Source organism: Synechococcus sp. W55.2 (genome assembly GCF_047461635.1).
GTDB lineage: Bacteria > Cyanobacteriota > Cyanobacteriia > Thermostichales > Thermostichaceae > Thermostichus.
In genome coordinates this window covers 1-16,350 of the sequence record NZ_JANSHM010000065.1, presented here as the reverse complement: position 1 = coordinate 16,350, position 16,350 = coordinate 1, and the positions used below count along the sequence as shown (strand labels likewise).

Below are 16,350 nucleotides of genomic sequence, written 5' to 3'. Positions count from 1 at the left end.
TAAACAACCGTTTCTGGTGTCCGCAGTATTATTATAGCATTCCTCCCGACACCGAACCTACGGGTACAGTGCGGGGCTCCTGCAATTTCTAGCTGAAGCGGGGTTGAGTGCCAGGTTGCGCAGCTCTATTATGATTGGCTCTCGGTTGATTGGCTCTCGGTGGTTCAGAAAGGGATCCCAGCAGGCGACACTCCCCCAGCGGAAGCGATAAGCTAGGAGAGTCAATTAGGTCTCTGAAGCTATGGACGCCGCCGAAATTGCCGCCTTGAAAGAGCGCATCAAGCTAATCCGCGAACGCCGGCCAGCGGTAGCCAAGCTGTTGGAAAAGCCAGACTTGGGCAGCTTGCGCGTGGATGTCAACCAAGCGCTGGAGGAGATCGACGAGTTGCTCCACGAGTTCGAGCAGACTTTTGGCCCGGAAAGCTAGAGGGCTAGTTCCTGATAAGCTGCTGCAACTGGGCCAGAACCTCAGCACTGTGGCGGCTGGGGTTCACGATTGGGTCGATTTCTCGCAAAATCCCCTCCGGGTCGATCAAGAACGTATTGCGCAGGGCAACATCGCCCATCCAGGAGCCGTAAGCTCGACTAACCGTACCATCGGGATCCGACAGCAAAGGAAACTGTAGCCCCTCTGCCGAGCAAAAGCGCTTGTGGGAGTCCACCGAGTCGGCGCTCACGCCCACAACCTGCGCCCCCATGGCCCGGAACTTGGGCAAATCTTGCTGAAAGCGGCGGGCCTCAATCGTACAGCCGGAAGTGAAGTCGCGGGGGTAAAAATACAACACCACCCACTCCCCCCGAAAATCCGCCAGCCGCCGTATTTGCCCGGCTTGATCTGGCAATGCGAACTCCGGTGCCGGAGAACCTATTGGCGGGAGAGGAGTAGTTCCCCACTGGGCCCAGGCAGGCTGAGTCATCCCAAAGCCCACAAGCAGGCCCACAACCAATCCCATGAGGTTTAACCAGCGCCAAACTCTGCCCACTTCCTTCACTGCCACTCTAGGACCTCTCTAAAACCCGATTTCTAGTTTACATAACTTTATAAAAGCTGAGTCCAGGACCTCGTCTCACCACCATGAAGCAAGCCGGCGGGGTGGGAATCTGCCAGCTCAATGTTGCCGATGGGCCGATTCAAGGTAGCCACTTGCAGAGCAGAAGCTGCGGAGGGATCCCCAACCATCGCCAGAGTTGAGAGGTGCGTTCGATGGGGGTATAGCGCAGTTGAGCGTACAGTTGCCGCGCGGGGAGATTGTCTTCCAATACGTGCAGATGCAAACAGCGGTAGCCCCACCCTTTCGCCACCCCTTCAGCACTGAGCAAAAGCAGACGAGCAATTCCTCGCCGCCGCCAGCCGGGCAGCACCGCCAAGTTGGAGAGGTAGGGATACTTCCCGTGGGCTGTGACCCGCAAAGAGATCTCGGCAGTGCCCACCACTTCGGATCCCACCGCAGCTGCCAGACAGCAGTAGTGGGGATCCCTTGCGGCCAGCCTGAGGCGCAACTCTTCGCGAATGCCCAGCTTGCGAATTGGGTAGATCCAGCGTTGCAGACCTGAGGGGGGATGAAAAACCTGGGCTAGAACTTCGGCCAAGGGATCCAGAGCATTCGATGTAGCTGGGTAAACTACGGGGGAAGGCAACACAGGTTGAGATAGGGCAACCGCAAGCATTCTCCTTATTTTCCCAAACAACTTGCAAACAACAAAACAATAAGTGGTGACCCCCACGGGGAGCCACCACTGAACCGGTAGAACTTGGCCACAGGGAGGAAAACCACCCCTGCCGACGCGGACTAACCGCATCCAAGACTTAACTAAGACTTATTCAGTTGTCTTAACTTGTAGCTTTTTTTTCCAATTTCTAGGTTTTTCCAATTTCTAGGCCAGCGCCAGTGGCCGCTCCGACACCAGAATCCGACTCTGAGGTTTACGATGAGATCTCCAGATCGCTAAAATGGCAGGCTGAGCCGTTGATGCGATAGATATCATCCGTGATGGGCTGGTAACCCACTTCCACCAGATCGGACTTGGCAGGAGCAAATATGCGGATAATTGCTCTAGCAATCTTTGAGAGAAAGGTAAACATAGCAACCTCCTGAAAGTGAGAGTGAAACTATGAACTGAGAGAACCTCGAATTGCTAAAGCCCGCAGTCCTTGTCCCACTGAGCGCTGGTTCCGACTCGCAGAGCTTGCAGGTTGAGAGCACCTGAACCTGATCACCGATTTTCCCACCCTGACTCGCTCATGAATGGAGACTCAAAATAGCCAGCTGAGCTTGTTGATCTGGCAAAACCACTCGTTATTTGAGGATTATTTGAGGAACACCTAGAGCGCTCTCTCACTTTCCCAGTGGCTTGTGCAGCAAGCCCAACTGCTATCTGCCTAACTCCCCTTTTCTGCTTTGAGGAAAACCTGTCGTAGGTACCAGGTGCTCTGCTGAGCGAGACAACCACTTCTCAGGAGAGCCTGCCGAAGCAACGGATCGGAAGTTTGGATCAGAGCGTTGACCGACAGAGAATTTTGGACTTGAATTTTGGATTTGATTCAATCGAGAAGCGGTGCCTCGCGTTTGGGATGGGGATGAGATATTATCCTCCTCGCCTGAATCACTACATTCATAATCTAACCTATAGCCGATCCCTCAACCCAGGTTGGCAACTATTCTTAACAGGTCGGATCATTCCTTTAACTTGGTCTTTTCATCTCTTTTTGGTTCAGGTCAATGAGGGATCCCAGCATTCTGGATTCGGATTCCTCAGCCTCTTTCCGTCACAGGACACCTGATTTTTTGGGGAAACAAGCTGGCTCGGCGCGAGCCTTGAGCTAAACAGAAATAAACGCAAAAAAACAACGACCAACCCCTGCTTCGGGCTTAATCGCCGGAAGGAACTCATTCCCTATCCTAGAAAACTCATTCCAGCTGTAGCTCGTTTTCCAGGTTAAGAGAATCTTGATTTCGGGGCCGAGAACGCAGGATCAGCAGGGAAAAGTAGGGGGGCCGGTAGTCGGCCAGTCCTTCCAGGGTGGGGAAGAGGGTTTGCTGAGGCCAGCCGGCCCAGACCACTAAGCTGGCCTGTTGCAGCCAACCTCTTTCGGCCAGCCACTGCCAAACCTGAGGATAGACAGAGGCCACTTTCATGAGGACGACTACCTCAGCCCAGGCACAAGCCTGCTCCAGTTCCGAGAGGGCAAACAGAGCCGGTAAAATCGCCAATTTCTCGGAGCCGAGCACCAAGGGGGATCCCAGGGCAGCAGCAGCGGCTAAGGGAGAGCACACCCCCGGTATGGCCTGGATGGGCAAGGCGGGGATCCGCTGCCGCAGGGCTTGGGCCACGTAGGCGAAGGTGCTGTAGAGGCCCACGTCTCCCTCACAGATAAAGGCGACATCTTCTCCCCTTTCTAGGAGTGGGGCTAGTTGCTGGGCAGCCACTCGCCAGGCAGATTGCAGGACTTCCGACCGGGTGACAAAGGGCAGGCGAAGCGGCAAGAGGGTTTGTTCCGGTCGCAGCCAAGGGCGCACAATCTGATAGGCCAGGCCCGGCTGGCCGACGGCATTTTGGGGACAGGCCACCCAGTTGACCGTGCTGAGGATGCGGGCTGCTTTGACCGTTATCCAGTCGGGATCCCCTGCTCCAGCACTGATCCCCCAAAAGGTTCCCAGACCCATACTTATTACGTATCAGGCGGTCTCTGTACTGCCCGTACTTCCTTCCTTCAGGCGATCCAAGGCTTCCTGCAAGGAGTTGCGCAAAGACAGGAACTTCTCCAGGCGCACCAGCTTCACCGTTTGGGTGATGCGGGGATTGCTCACCACCTGAAAGACACCCGCACGGCTCTGCACCAGCTTGGCCAATTGCACCAGGGCGCCGACGCCAGAGCTATCGATGAAGTCGATCCCTGTCAAATCCAAGATGAGGTTAGGGGATCCCTCTTCCAGGTATTTGGTGACCACCTTAACAAAGACCGGCTCGGAAAAGGCATCCAGAAGGCCAGTCAGGTGAAAGACCTGGCAGTTTTCCAGCGCCTCGCGGCTGCCGCGCAAGCTGACCGTCAGAGATAGGGGTTCCGGAATGGCTCTTCTCCTTTCAACCATCTCGACAGAAGGGAACACCTGAGAGAGGCCCCAGGGTGGGTTCAATCTCGGGTGTGGAGATAGCTTAGCATCCCCGTTCTCCGCGGGAGACGGTATTTTTCCGCGGGGTCTTCGGGGGAATTACGCCTGGGAGCAGGGATCTCTTCTTTCTGTTCCCTCGTGCTGTTCCCTCGTGGCAAGCCAGGAGTCCTTGGGTAGGATGGGGGCAACTGTGCCGGCAAGGTCGGCCCGCAGTGCACGAATGGCTTTTGGGAGCCTGTCAGGTTTTTAAGGGGTAGGCGGTTGGGAGAGGATCACCAAGATCCAAAGATTCAGCAGCAACGATTCAACCTTTCCCCCATCACTCTAGCTGGGGTGGGTTTGGGCTTGACGGCTGCCGCCTTTGGTGCCGCCTGGGGAACAGGGATCTACCTTCAAGATCACGTGCTGCCGCAGGTGGAAGCAACCCTCTCGCAAGCGATGCGCCGGCGCGTGGAATTGGGGGAGGTGAGGTTTCTGGCCCCCTGGCAGGTGAGCTTGGGAGAAAGCCGCGTTGAACATCTGGCCAGTATCGGCTCCATCGACCTCAGCCCTGATTTCTGGACTTGGCTGCAGACGGGTCAGTGGGTGCTGAATGTTACCCTAAACCAGCCGCAACTGCTGCTGATGGAAACGCTGGATCGCGGCTGGGCGGATGTGCAGTTTCAACTGCCCGAAGGGGAGGGATCCCTGCCCTTGCATGGGCTGAACATCCGTTTGCGCCAGGGATCCCTGACGGTCATCCCTTTGGTGGGGGAGCGACGCCAGTTTGATCGGCTGCAGGGCCAGGTGCAGGTGTGGCTGACTCACAATGCCCCGCCAGGAGAGGAGGATCTTTTCGGGGGGCGGGCCAGTTTCCAGGCGACGGCACGGTTGCTCCCTCGGGAGGGGGAGGGGGGGTACCCCCTGCAGCTCAGGGGGGTGGCGGATTTTGCCCAGGCTTCCGGTTCGGTGACGCTTTCTGCGGCTCGTCTGCCTTTGGATCTCTTGCCCAGTGTGGTGCCGGCGGCCCCTTTTGCGGAGGTGCAGGGGGAAACTGGCTTGGATCTCCAGGTGCTCTGGCGGCGGGATCAACCGCTGGAGTTGACGGGGCAGGCCCAGGTTCAACAGGCTCGGCTGGATCTGGAGAGGTTGCCCCATCCTTTTGAAGAGGTGAAGGGCTCCGTTCGCTTTACCTTGCAGGGGTTGGAGCTGGAGGGGGTGAGCGGTCGCTTTGGTCAGCTTTCCTTTGCCGAGCTAAAAGGCCCGGTGGTCTGGGAGCAAGGACAGGGGTTTGGTTTGCAGGCGGAAGTAGCGCCGGCCCGCCTGCAGCAGATCCAAGAGACGTTTGCCTTTGGCCTGCCGGTGGCGGTGGAGGGGGTGGTAGGGGGATCCGTAGCGGTCACTGGAGCCTTGGATCAGCCGCAGATCCGGGGACAGTTGCGGGGGCTTTCGCCGGGGCAGGTGGATCGCCTGCCGGTGTCGGAGTATGCCTTTGGCTTCCGCTTTGCGGATCAAACCTTGGCCTTGGAAGCAATTGACCTCAAGACTGCAGGGGGTCGCATCCAAGGCTCCGGCCAGCTGCAATGGGCTGCCGGCTTGGCAGGCCAGTTCGATCTTCAAGTCAGCGGAGCCGACGTGGAGCAGGTGCTGGCCCTTTACGGCCTCAACCTGCCCCGCCGGGGCGCTCTTCCTTGGGTGGGGCCGGTTTCCGCTCAAGTGCAGGTGGCGCTGACGGGATCCCAACCTCAGGTAGAGGCCACCTGGGCAACCCAAGGGGGAGAGATCGCCGGAAGAGGGCAGCTGCAGGTTTTGCCGGAGGGTCTGGACTGGGTGGTGCAGGTGCCGCAGGCGGTGCTGGACGTGGGCGGAGGCCGGGTGGCGGTGGCGGGTCGGTGGGCGGGGGGACAGCTCCAGACGCAGTTGGCTCCTCAGGAGGTGCCGCTGGCCTTTTTCAACCCCCAATGGCCGGGATCCCTCTCTGGCGAGCTGACGGCGCAGCTGGACAGGGCGGCGGCAGCAGAAGTGGGCTTCCTGGGGGCGTTGCGGGCGCAAGGGTCGCTGGCTTTGTTGCAGCCTTTGGGAGCGAGGGGACGGCAGTGGGTTGAGGGCATCCGCGGCCAGGTGACTTGGGAGGGATCCGGACTGCATATCCAGGAGGCGGAGGTGTTGGCAGGTGGCACTCGCCTGGCCAGGGTCGAAGGGCAGATCCCCTTGGATCCCCAGACGCTGCAGGTGGGATCCCTGGATCTGAGCTTTACCACCGACGGGATTACGCTGGCAGAAGTACCCGGCCTGCCGCCGCTGGTGAAAGGAGTGCTGCAGGGATCCGGCCAGATCCGCGGACCTCTGGACACCTTGCAGGTGACTGGCAAGGCGCAGTTGCGGGGCTTGCAGGTGGGAGATGTGGCCTTTGAAGACTTGGCCGGGCCCTTTCAGGGGTCTGTTCAGGGGACGGAAGTGGATCTGCGGGGGAAGCGGGATCGACTGGCGCTGCAGTTGGATCCCCAGTTGCAGCCTTTGCAGTTTCAGGTGCAGCGGGGCGAGGCGGAAATTCGCGGCCAACGCCGGCAAGAGGAGCTCCAGGTGGCAGTGAACCAGTTGCCTCTGGCTTTGCTGGGGGGGGTGGCTGCCGGGCCGTGGGCCAGTCTGCAGGGAACCCTCGAGGGGGAGGTGGCAGTTGACCTGGCAAGCGGCGCCGCCCAAGGACGGGCTGCGGTGGCGGATCTGCAGTTGGGAGGGATCGAAGTACGGGGCTTTTCGGTGGATTTCGACTACCACGCTGGTAATGGTTCTCCTCGCCTAGAGATCGCCCAAGCTCAACTGGATTTGTTTGAGAGCACCTACACCGCTAGCGGCATCCTGGAGCTGCCGGCGGATCCCCTCCAGGGCGGTTTGGAGTCTACTCCAGAGGTTTCCGTTCCTCAAATTAACCTAGAGATCAGCACCCGCCAGGGCCGCCTGGAAGACATCGTCTCTGCCTTTAAGTGGCGGCAGTGGCAAGACATCACCACTCGCGGCTTCCGGCGGCCCCCCTTGGGCCCTGCCTCGGCGTTAAAGACCGACCCGGTTGGTTTGCCCAACCATCCTCTCCTGGAGCAGCTGGAGTACTATGCCCAGATCTTGGCCGTCCACCTGGAGACCTTGGCCAGCCGCATGGATCCGCTGTTCGCGTCAGCGGTGCGGAGCACTTTCCCGCCGCCCACAAGTCTGCGAGGGGAATTCCAAGCCAGCGTTAGCCTGGTCGGCAGCCTCAACCGGCCTAGCGTCAGCTTTTACCTTGAGGGCCAGAATTGGCAGGCAGAGGAGTTTGGCATCGAAAGCCTTACTGCCAGGGGCAGCCTGGCTGGAGATGCAGTGGTGTTGGAGCCGCTGCGGTTGCGCAGTGGCGAACGTCAAGCCCTTTTTGTGGGCAAGCTGGGCCTAGAGGAACAGTCGGGATCCTTGCAAATCCAAGGATTGCCTCTGGCTTTGCTGGACCGCTTCCTGCCAGAGGAGCTGGAGCTGCAGGGGGATCTCAACCTGGACGTGGAGCTGGCCGGCAACCTGCGGGATCCCCATGCCCGCGGATCCCTGACAGTGGTCAACGCCCAGATCAACCAGGTGCCGCTGCGGGAGGTGGGAGGACAATTTGACTACCAGCGGGGGCAGCTGCGCCTGGACGGCGCCCTGCTGGCCAATGGTGACGAACCCATTCGCCTCTTTGGCCTGGTGCCCTACACCCTGCCCTTTGCCGAGGTGCGGGCCGAATCCGACCAGATCGACCTCACCCTGCAAGCCAAGCATGGCGGTCTGCGCCTGATCAACCTCTTCACCGACCAGGTGCGCTGGGAAGGCGGCCAAAGCCAACTGGAGCTGGCCATCCGCGGCACCTTGCGAGAGCCCAGCCTGCAGGGGAACTTGAGCGTCAACTCGGGGATCCTCAAGCTGGCAGCCCTGCCGGAGCCCATTACCGACCTCACAGGCCAGATCGCCTTTAACCTCAATCAGCTGCAAGTCCAGGAGCTGCGGGGACAGTTGGGGGGTGGATCCCTTTTGGCTGAAGGCTTTTTGCCCGTCAACTCTCGCGGTGCCCTGCAGATGGACGAAACCTCGCCACCCTTAACTCTGCAACTCCAAGGGATCCAGCTCAACCTGCCCAACCTCTACACTGGCCATCTGGACGGCGAGGTGGCTGTCAGAGGGCTGCTTCTGCAACCTTTGCTCGAGGGGCGGCTGGAGGTTTCTCAAGGGATCGTGGATGTCAGCCCCCGCCGGGCAGAACCTGAGGCCGCAACAGCTGCCGCCGGCTCGACTTCGCCGGATCCCTTCTGGCAGCCGCGGCTCAACGGACTGGAGCTGGTCTTGGGGCCAGGGATCCGCGTGCAGCGTCCCAATCTGTTTGAATTCAATGCTGCCGGCACCTTGCGCCTGTTTGGCACTCCCCAGGATCTGCGCCCAGCGGGCACCATTGCCCTAGAGCGAGGCCGCGTCAGCCTGCCCCTTGCCAACTTTCGCCTGGATCGCTCCCGCTCCAATACCGCCACTTTTGACCTAGACAACCCCTTCGATCCCTTCCTGAACCTGCGCTTGATGACCCAGGCCATCGAGGTCTATCGCTTTCCCCAAGAGCTCTCCCCCTTCGACACCAACCGCAACCTGCCGGGATCCCAGCAGAGCATCGAGATTTTCGCCACGGTCAACGGGCGGGCCAGCCAGCTGGCTGAGGCGGATCCCCGCAACGGGGTTCTGGCCCTTTCCAGCAGCCCCAGCCGCTCCCCCGAAGAGATCGTCGCCCTCCTGGGAGGCACAGCTCTGGCCCGCCTCAACCCCGAAGCGGGAGTGGCCGGCCTGGCCGGAACTGCCTTGCTCAACGATGTGCTGGACACGCTGCGGGACACCCTGGACCTAGACGAGGTGCGCATTAGCCCCGTCCCCCAGGTCGATACCCGCGCTGCCAACCGCTCCTCGATAGGGCTAGCGCTGGAGGTGGCCCGCGATCTGGGGCCAGCCACTTCCATCTCGGTGCAGCGCAACCTAACGGATCCCTTTCAGCCCACCCGCTACAGCGCCCGCTACCGCCTCAACGAGCAAACCCTCACCCGTGCCAGCACCGACCTCGAGGGCAACAATGTCATTTCCATCGAGTTTGAGACCCGCTTCTAATGGGATCCGCTCCGGAGTTTGGCAGCAGGCTTTGGATGGCCAGGGATCCCTTGAAAAAAGATTTAGTGGAAAAAGCTGCCTTACAGGTAACGGCTAATGTCTTCTCCTCGCTCCGCCAAAAACGACAAGGCCCGGAAGCGCAGCCCTGCCACCTGGTCGTAGAGGGGGTTGAGCTTACACATGGGCGGAATGTGCATCACCTTATGGCCAAACAGCACTACATCTCGCTCAAAGGGGCAGCGGGCCGGGATCCACTGGCAAAGGAAATGGGCCAAGCGTGGATCGCGGATGCTAAAGTTATCCATAGCCGATTGAATGGGACGCAACGGAGCCTGCAACCAGTCGCGCAGGCGACCCGTGGACTTGAAAAGCACAGAAGTCATGGAACCAGGCAGCTCCTGAGGAGCTTTGCGAGCACGTTGCCAAGAAATCGTTGTGGAACCCATAAGCTTTCACCTCACACCTTTACCTTTGAAGAAGGAGCAACCTTTGATCGATTACGGCGCATGAAATCGTCAATAATCGACAATTCTTATGCTTTGTGTCGAGTTTGTATTGAGGGAAACATCAGCCATCTCTCTTCCCTCTGTTAGTCTGCCTTCTCCAACGGAAAGCTTGCTTCTGTAAACAAGAATCTCTGCTCAACGTTGTAGAGCTACATGTTTTGTCTCCAAAAGTTAACATGTAACGAAAAATACAAAAACTCCTCTGCTCTTGTCCACCAGCCGATTCCCTGTCAGGATCCCTGAAGTTCCTCAGCTTGGGCTCTGGAGCCAGATGGGTATCCATCGCTCCTATTTCTACGATGGAACAAGCCCTTTGGGCGGAGTAGGGGGATCCCCGTAATCACACTTGCCTTGGCAGGGTTGTTTTTCTTTTGATCGAGTTTGGCTTGGGAGCGTCTCGGTTGGGAGTTACGGAGGATAACAGCCAAGGGATGCCGGCTGCTGAGCGTTCTACAATGCCAGGAGAGATTCCCAGCGGGTGCACATCCGGCGGTGGGTTGGGATCCTTGATTTTGTCTCTGGCTTTCTTGAGAGGCTGCCCATGAAATTGGCCTATTGGATGTACGCTGGCCCTGCCCATATCGGCACGCTGAGGGTGGCCAGCTCCTTCAAAAACGTTCACAGCATCATGCACGCTCCTCTGGGAGACGACTATTTCAACGTGATGCGTTCCATGTTGGAGCGAGAGCGGGATTTTACTCCGGTAACCACCAGCGTCGTTGACCGGCAGGTGTTGGCGCGGGGATCCGACGAAAAGGTGATTCGCAACATCGTCCGCAAAGACGGCGAGGAGCAGCCGGATCTGATCGTCGTCACCCCCACCTGCACCTCTAGCATTTTGCAGGAAGATCTGCATCACTTTGTCCGGCAGGCCCAGTTGGCCAGTCGCTGCGATGTGGTGCTGGCAGATGTCAACCACTACCGGGTTAACGAATTGCAGGCAGCGGATCGCACCCTGCAGCAGATTGTGGAGTTCTATATCACCAAAGCTCGCAAAAGCGGGGAGTTAGACGGCCTGCCCCAAAAGACGGAGCGGCCTTCCTGTAACATCCTTGGCATTTCCACCCTAGGGTTTCACAATGCCCATGATCTGCGGGAGCTGAAGGTGCTGCTGCGGGATCTGGGGATCCAGCTCAACCTGGTGATCCCGCAAGGGGCCAGTGTCCACGATCTCAAACACCTGGGGCGGGCTTGGTTTAATGTGGTGCCCTACCGGGAGCTGGGGCCGATGACAGCTCGCTATCTGCAGCAGGAATTCGGCATGCCTTACATTGAGATCACCCCGATGGGGGTGGTGGAAACGGCTCGCTTCATCCGCCAGATCCAGCAGATCCTAAACGAGCAAGGGATCCCTGTCGATTATGAAGCCTACATCCAGGAGCAAACGCTGCACATTTCCCAAGCGGCCTGGTTTTCCCGCTCCATCGACTGCCAAAACCTAACCGGCAAAAAAGCGGTGGTCTTCGGGGATTCCACCCACGCGGCGGCCATCACCAAAATCCTGGCCCGCGAGATGGGGATCCACGTGGTGTGGGCGGGCAGCTATTGCACCTACGATGGGGAGTGGTTCCAGGCAGAGGTGGGAGGGTATTGCGATCAGGTCTTGATGACAGAGGACCACACCCGCGTGGCGGACGCCATTGCCCAGGCGGAACCTGCTGCGATTTTCGGCACCCAGATGGAGCGGCATGTGGGCAAACGGCTGCGGATCCCTTGTGGGGTCATCTCGGCCCCCATCCACGTGCAGGATTTCCCTATCGGCTACCGGCCCTTTTTGGGCTACGAGGGCGCCAACCAAATTGTGGACTTGATCTACAACTCCTTTACCCTGGGCATGGAAGATCACCTGTTGGAGATCTTCGGTGGCCACGACACCAAGGAGGTGATTCACAAGAGCCTGAGCGCCGATTCCGACCTCATCTGGACGCGGGAAGCCCAGGCGGAGCTGAACAAGGTGCCCGGCTTTGTGCGCGGCAAGGTTAAACGCAACACCGAAAAATTTGCCCGCGAACGAGGCTTGACCGAGATCAGTGTGGAGGTCATGTACGCCGCCAAAGAAGCTTTTGGAGCTTGAAGGGATCCCGTTGACAACCTTTACCCTGGGTGGGATCTTCCATCTGACGTTTGCCTATGCGTCTCCTGGTTACCGGCGGGGCGGGCTACATCGGCAGCCACACCTGCAAAGCTCTGGCGGCCTCTGGCCATCTGCCCATCACTTACGACAACTTGGTTTACGGGCACCCCTGGGCAGTTCGCTGGGGGCCGTTGGAGATTGGGGATCTCGCCGACCGCCAGCGGCTTGATCAAGTCATCCAGCACTATCGCCCAGAAGGGGTGATTCACTTTGCCGCCTATGCCTATGTGGGCGAGTCGGTGAAGGATCCCGGCAAATACTACCGCAACAATGTGGCCGGATCCCTGAGTTTGTTGGAGGCCATGCGAGATCACGGGATCCCTTACCTGGTGTTCTCCAGCACCTGTGCCACTTACGGGGTGCCAGAGCGGATCCCTATTCCCGAAAGTCATCCGCAACGTCCCATCAACCCCTACGGCCAGAGCAAGCTAATGGTGGAGCAGATCTTGCGAGATTTCCAGGTTGCCCACGGGATCCGATCCATTAGCCTGCGCTACTTCAATGCCGCCGGAGCCGATCCCGATGGCGAAATTGGGGAGGCCCACGACCCGGAAACCCACTTGATCCCCTTGGTGTTGGAGGTCGCCGGAGGCCAATGTCCCCACATCACGGTCTTTGGAGAGGACTACGATACCCCCGATGGCACCTGTATCCGAGACTACATCCATGTCACCGACCTGGCGCAAGCCCACGTGTTGGCAATAGAAGCGCTGGCCTCTGGCCGGCCCATACAACCAGCCTACAACCTGGGCAATGGCCAAGGCTTTTCCGTCAAAGAGGTCATTGCCACCGCAGCAGCCGTGACCGGAAAGCGGATCCCGGTGCAAATGGGAGCACGTCGACCTGGGGATCCCCCGCGCTTGGTGGGCGATGCCGGCGCCATCCTTCGCGATCTCAACTGGAAACCTCTCTACACCGACCTGGCCGAGATCATTCAAACTGCCTGGCGCTGGCACCAGAAGCGACCCTACTTTGGGAAAGCCAAGCCCTCGGTGAGCTAGGAACGCCTAGCCCGGCGGGCGATAGGATAGGGAGAAACCGCCCGGCTAACAACTTCCCCGCCCCGCATGGACGACAAGATCACACCCGATACCCTCGCGGTTGTCATGACCACGGTGGGATCCGAAACCGAGGCCCATCGCTTGGCTCATACCTTGGTGGCCGAACGTTATGTGGCCTGTGCCCAGGTCTTGCCCGGGATCACGTCCTACTATCGTTGGCAGGGATCCCTGCAGGCCGATGCCGAGTTCCTCATCCTGCTCAAATTGCCCGCAACTGCCTACCCCCGCCTGGAACAACGGCTGCGAGAGCTGCACCCCTACGCTGAGCCCGAGATCCTGGCTCTGGCAGCCACTCAAGTGAGCACAACCTATTTGGCTTGGGCCCGAGACCAGGTAGGGTGAGGAATAGCACGAGGTTGGCCATGATCGCCCTCTACCCCGGCAGCTTTGACCCCATTACCCTTGGACATCTCGATGTTATCGAGCGGGCCAGCCGTCTTTTTTCCAAGGTAATCGTCGCCGTCTTGAAAAACCCCAACAAAACCCCTCTGTTCAGCCCAGAGCAGCGGCAAGCCCAGATTAGCCTGTCCACGGCCCATCTCAAAAATGTTGAGGTTGATACGTTTTCAGGTCTGACGGTGGCCTACGCCCGTCAACGGGGGGCAAAGGTGATCGTGCGCGGCTTGCGAGTCTTGTCGGACTTCGATGTGGAGCTGCAAATGGCCCACACCAACAAGCTTTTGGCTCCCGAACTGGAAACCCTCTTTCTGGCCACCGCCAGCGAGCACAGTTTTGTCAGCAGCAGCCTGGTGAAGGAGGTCGCCAAGCTGGGCGGCCCCATCGATCACCTGGTGCCCGCTCCGGTGATTCGAGATTTGCGGGAGCGCTTTCCCCCGGCCTGAGGGCTCAGGGATCCCCTCTCCTTCCCCAATCAAAATTCAAAGGGCTGCATCCCTGCCGTCACCGGATCAAACCCCACCGGGAAGCAGGTGCTGTGATTGTAGAGGGATCCCCTCAAATTGGCCCCTTCCAAGCAGGCTCCCTCAAGGTCGGCATAGCGCAGGTCGGCACAGCGCAGGTCGGCACAGCGCAGATCAGCCTTCGCCAGATTGCTGCCCCGCAGGTTGGCGTAGCGCAGGTTAGCCCCATGCAAATCGGATCCCTCGAGATTGGCCCCTCGCAGATCGGCCCCCCTCAAGAAGGCATACTCCAAGCAGGACTGGGGAAAATGGCGCTCTCCCTGCCGGTAGCGGCTGAGCAACTCTGAGGCCCCTTGTAGAGCACACTGGGCAATGGTTTGAGTCATGGTACTGCTCCCAAATCAGACTGGATGCCTTATTTCTATCCTCATCCCTATCATCGGGTTGGCCGGGTTTTGATCATCCCTGCTTAACAAATGATTTCAGTTTTTGAGTGGATCGTTGCCCCCAAGTCTTTTTGATTGAAAAGATCTATCCTCAGAGATATCGAAGGCTTTCCCAATCGGCAGCTTGTGCGGCAATGTTTCTTAATTCTTTTTGTGAAGAATACTTAACGGCTGGGCTTGATCGCCAACCCCAAACCCCACCGGGAACGCAAGCTGACCTGATCTTGCTGGGCTGTATGGATCCCTCAATTTCTTCTTTTTCAGCACTCCCCCAACCAGAAGGTGTTTCTCCAGAGCTGATTGAACCAAGATAATTGGGATAATGATCGACTGGATCACATCCGTAGTTTGCGATTGAGTAGGGATTCTCTGCAAGCGATATAGACCCTTATCTCTGTTCAGCATGTTCACCTTTCTTTAACTAGAGCTCTATGCCCAAACGTAAGCGAATCGGGATCCTCACCAGCGGCGGCGATTGTGGCGGCCTCAACGCTGTGATTCGAGCGGTGGTGCGGCGGGCCCGCGACTACGACATGGAAGTTTATGGCATCAAAGATGCGACGGCAGGACTGATGGCTCGACCGGTGGAGGCGGAGCTGCTGGATGTGAAGCGGGTTTCCGGCATTTTGCGCTACGGCGGCACCATCTTGGGTACCGTGAACAAAGGCAACCCCTTCGCCTACCCTATGCCCGACGGCAGCTTGGTGGATCGCTCGGCAGAAGTGATCACCGGCTACCACCGGCTTGGGTTGGATGCCCTCATTGGGGTGGGTGGGGATGGCAGCTTGGCCATTCTCCGGCAACTGGCTCTGCAGGGGGATTGGAACTTTGTCGGGATCCCCAAGACCATCGACAACGATGTCTGTGCCACCGAGTACTCGGTGGGGTTCAACACGGCTTTGAGCGTGGCTGTGGAAGCCCTAGATCAGCTCACCTACACGGCCATCAGCCACAGCCGAGTCATGGTCATGGAAGTCATGGGGCGGGATGCTGGCCACATTGCCATCAGCGCTGGCATTGCCGGGGGGGCGCATGTGATTTTGATCCCGGAAATTCCCTACAAGCTGGAGAATGTCTGCAAAAGAATCCGCGACCGCAAAGAGCGGGGCAATAACTTCAGCATCGTGGTGGTGGCGGAGGCAGTTCGCACCGAGTCGGGGGAGCCGGTGACCTACACCAACAGCCTGGGGCAGTCTCTCTACGGCGGCATTGGCCATTACATCGGCAATGAGATCGCCCTGCGCACCGGCATCGAAACCCGGGTTATGGTTTTGGGCCACCTGCAGCGGGGAGGTACGCCTTCTCCTCTGGATCGCCTGCTGGGAGCAGCCTTTGGGGTGGCTGCTGTGGACTTGATCGCCCAAGGCAAATACGACCGCATGGTGGCCTGGCAAAATCGGCGGGTGGTGGATGTGCCCCTGGCAGAGGCCATCTCCCAGTATCGGCGGGTGGAGGTGGACGGGGCTTTGATCGCCACAGCCATTGGCTTGAATACCTATGTGGGCGAGGTGGATCCGCAGCTTTTGCGCAGCATTTCCCCCTGATCTTCCGGCAAAAACGACACGTGGGCAGAGACAATCTTCCAGCCGATATCGGGGAACCTGTACCCCATCTGGCTTTGGCGGCCCAAGCGAGGGATCCCGTTCACCGGACGGCGAAACTCTAAGGTGACCGAGCCGCAATCCGCCCCAAAGGTGACTACCTGCAAACGCAGCATCTCGCGGGCCAAATTCGTGGGAGGACGCCGTTGGCGAAAAGCCTTGATCTCCTCTCCCCCGTAGAGATTTTCCCCCACCCCAAAGCGCACCACCTGGGGGCCATCCCAAAACAGGCGGTTCAGGGTGGGCACATCATTGCTCGTCAGGGCAGCTTCGTACTGATGGTAGAGTTCGGTTAGCTCTGCCACCACCTCGGGGCGATTGACCAGAGTCATGGGCCAGGCTCTTGTGCAGTCGAAATGGGCCTTGCCATCTTATCGGCTCAAGGAGCAGCAGGAGGTTCTAAAAGAACAGCGGGATCCCCCACCTTGCTCTGTCAGCTAGAAATCGCAGGAGCCCCGCACTGTACCCGTAGGGTCAGTGTCGGGAGGAATGCGGAAGTTATGATAGAA

At 58.9% G+C, this 16,350-nt stretch carries 15 protein-coding genes; 7 read left to right on the top strand and 8 right to left on the bottom strand.

Translation table 11 applies throughout. The features are described from left to right. Window positions 1–241 precede the first annotated feature (241 nt). Window positions 242–427, top strand: coding sequence for a hypothetical protein (locus tag NW828_RS11585; RefSeq protein ID WP_011433765.1), 186 nt, complete (start codon window positions 242–244; stop codon window positions 425–427). Window positions 428–431: 4 nt separating this feature from the next. Here NW828_RS11585 and NW828_RS11580 read toward each other — a convergent pair whose 3' ends face one another. The 5 genes from NW828_RS11580 to NW828_RS11560 form a co-directional block, all read right to left on the bottom strand. Further along, window positions 432–953: a peroxiredoxin gene (locus tag NW828_RS11580; protein ID WP_414384012.1), complete on the bottom strand. Its 522-nt coding sequence runs from the start codon at window positions 951–953 to the stop codon at window positions 432–434. 178 nt (window positions 954–1,131) lie between these two features. Further along, complete coding sequence (locus NW828_RS11575) at window positions 1,132–1,590, bottom strand: GNAT family N-acetyltransferase (protein WP_414344496.1); 459 nt, start codon at window positions 1,588–1,590, stop codon at window positions 1,132–1,134. A 334-nt stretch (window positions 1,591–1,924) separates the two neighbouring features. After that, entirely contained in the window at window positions 1,925–2,083 is a 159-nt protein-coding gene (locus NW828_RS11570) for a hypothetical protein (RefSeq protein WP_414329361.1), read from the bottom strand. 826 nt (window positions 2,084–2,909) lie between these two features. Further along, entirely contained in the window at window positions 2,910–3,665 is a 756-nt protein-coding gene (locus NW828_RS11565) for a precorrin-2 C(20)-methyltransferase (RefSeq protein ID WP_414384010.1), read from the bottom strand. Window positions 3,666–3,677: 12 nt separating this feature from the next. After that, window positions 3,678–4,091 carry an STAS domain-containing protein gene (locus tag NW828_RS11560; protein ID WP_414329363.1) on the bottom strand — a complete coding sequence of 138 codons (414 nt, stop codon included), beginning with the start codon at window positions 4,089–4,091 and terminating at the stop codon, window positions 3,678–3,680. A 282-nt stretch (window positions 4,092–4,373) separates the two neighbouring features. On the opposite strand from NW828_RS11560, the gene NW828_RS11555 reads away from it, so the two are divergent. Further along, a complete protein-coding gene (locus tag NW828_RS11555) occupies window positions 4,374–9,233 on the top strand; it encodes a translocation/assembly module TamB domain-containing protein (RefSeq protein WP_414384009.1) in 4,860 nt (1,619 codons plus the stop codon). Between the two features lie 80 nt (window positions 9,234–9,313). Here NW828_RS11555 and NW828_RS11550 read toward each other — a convergent pair whose 3' ends face one another. Continuing rightward, entirely contained in the window at window positions 9,314–9,616 is a 303-nt protein-coding gene (locus tag NW828_RS11550) for a Mo-dependent nitrogenase C-terminal domain-containing protein (RefSeq protein WP_011433772.1), read from the bottom strand. Between the two features lie 664 nt (window positions 9,617–10,280). On the opposite strand from NW828_RS11550, the gene bchB reads away from it, so the two are divergent. The 4 genes from bchB to coaD all read left to right on the top strand — a co-directional run bounded on the left by bchB (window position 10,281) and on the right by coaD (window position 13,776). Beyond that, window positions 10,281–11,813, top strand: coding sequence for a ferredoxin:protochlorophyllide reductase (ATP-dependent) subunit B (gene bchB, locus NW828_RS11545; RefSeq protein WP_414384007.1), 1,533 nt, complete (start codon window positions 10,281–10,283; stop codon window positions 11,811–11,813). Between the two features lie 56 nt (window positions 11,814–11,869). Next, window positions 11,870–12,874, top strand: coding sequence for a UDP-glucose 4-epimerase GalE (galE, locus tag NW828_RS11540; RefSeq protein WP_414384013.1), 1,005 nt, complete (start codon window positions 11,870–11,872; stop codon window positions 12,872–12,874). 66 nt (window positions 12,875–12,940) lie between these two features. Beyond that, on the top strand, window positions 12,941–13,276 hold the full coding sequence (cutA, locus tag NW828_RS11535; RefSeq protein ID WP_414384006.1) for a divalent-cation tolerance protein CutA: 336 nt from the start codon (window positions 12,941–12,943) through the stop codon (window positions 13,274–13,276). A gap of 20 nt (window positions 13,277–13,296) precedes the next feature. Next, window positions 13,297–13,776 (top strand): pantetheine-phosphate adenylyltransferase, encoded by a 480-nt coding sequence (coaD, locus tag NW828_RS11530; RefSeq protein WP_414355759.1) that lies wholly within the window; start codon window positions 13,297–13,299, stop codon window positions 13,774–13,776. A 29-nt stretch (window positions 13,777–13,805) separates the two neighbouring features. Here the strand turns inward: coaD and NW828_RS11525 are convergent, their stop codons facing one another. After that, window positions 13,806–14,180 (bottom strand): pentapeptide repeat-containing protein, encoded by a 375-nt coding sequence (locus tag NW828_RS11525; RefSeq protein ID WP_414384004.1) that lies wholly within the window; start codon window positions 14,178–14,180, stop codon window positions 13,806–13,808. A gap of 491 nt (window positions 14,181–14,671) precedes the next feature. Between NW828_RS11525 and NW828_RS11520 the strand changes: the two genes are divergently transcribed. Further along, entirely contained in the window at window positions 14,672–15,784 is a 1,113-nt protein-coding gene (locus NW828_RS11520; protein WP_414384003.1) for an ATP-dependent 6-phosphofructokinase, read from the top strand. On the opposite strand, the gene hpxZ is transcribed toward NW828_RS11520, so the two are convergent. Next, entirely contained in the window at window positions 15,736–16,173 is a 438-nt protein-coding gene (gene hpxZ / locus NW828_RS11515; RefSeq protein ID WP_414384002.1) for an oxalurate catabolism protein HpxZ, read from the bottom strand. The genes NW828_RS11520 and hpxZ overlap by 49 nt on opposite strands. Window positions 16,174–16,350: the final 177 nt, after the last annotated feature.

Bases quoted from the DNA above. Each gene is read 5' to 3' on its own strand.
- NW828_RS11580 (WP_414384012.1), bottom strand. From the start codon at position 953: ATGGGATTGGTTGTGGGCCTGCTTGTGGGCTTTGGGATGACTCAGCCT.
- NW828_RS11525 (WP_414384004.1), bottom strand. From the start codon at position 14,180: ATGACTCAAACCATTGCCCAGTGTGCTCTACAAGGGGCCTCAGAGTTG.
- NW828_RS11565 (WP_414384010.1), bottom strand. From the start codon at position 3,665: ATGGGTCTGGGAACCTTTTGGGGGATCAGTGCTGGAGCAGGGGATCCC.
- NW828_RS11585 (WP_011433765.1), top strand. From the start codon at position 242: ATGGACGCCGCCGAAATTGCCGCCTTGAAAGAGCGCATCAAGCTAATC.
- NW828_RS11570 (WP_414329361.1), bottom strand. From the start codon at position 2,083: ATGTTTACCTTTCTCTCAAAGATTGCTAGAGCAATTATCCGCATATTT.
- NW828_RS11520 (WP_414384003.1), top strand. From the start codon at position 14,672: ATGCCCAAACGTAAGCGAATCGGGATCCTCACCAGCGGCGGCGATTGT.
- bchB (WP_414384007.1), top strand. From the start codon at position 10,281: ATGAAATTGGCCTATTGGATGTACGCTGGCCCTGCCCATATCGGCACG.
- NW828_RS11560 (WP_414329363.1), bottom strand. From the start codon at position 4,091: ATGGTTGAAAGGAGAAGAGCCATTCCGGAACCCCTATCTCTGACGGTC.
- coaD (WP_414355759.1), top strand. From the start codon at position 13,297: ATGATCGCCCTCTACCCCGGCAGCTTTGACCCCATTACCCTTGGACAT.
- cutA (WP_414384006.1), top strand. From the start codon at position 12,941: ATGGACGACAAGATCACACCCGATACCCTCGCGGTTGTCATGACCACG.
- NW828_RS11550 (WP_011433772.1), bottom strand. From the start codon at position 9,616: ATGACTTCTGTGCTTTTCAAGTCCACGGGTCGCCTGCGCGACTGGTTG.
- galE (WP_414384013.1), top strand. From the start codon at position 11,870: ATGCGTCTCCTGGTTACCGGCGGGGCGGGCTACATCGGCAGCCACACC.
- hpxZ (WP_414384002.1), bottom strand. From the start codon at position 16,173: ATGACTCTGGTCAATCGCCCCGAGGTGGTGGCAGAGCTAACCGAACTC.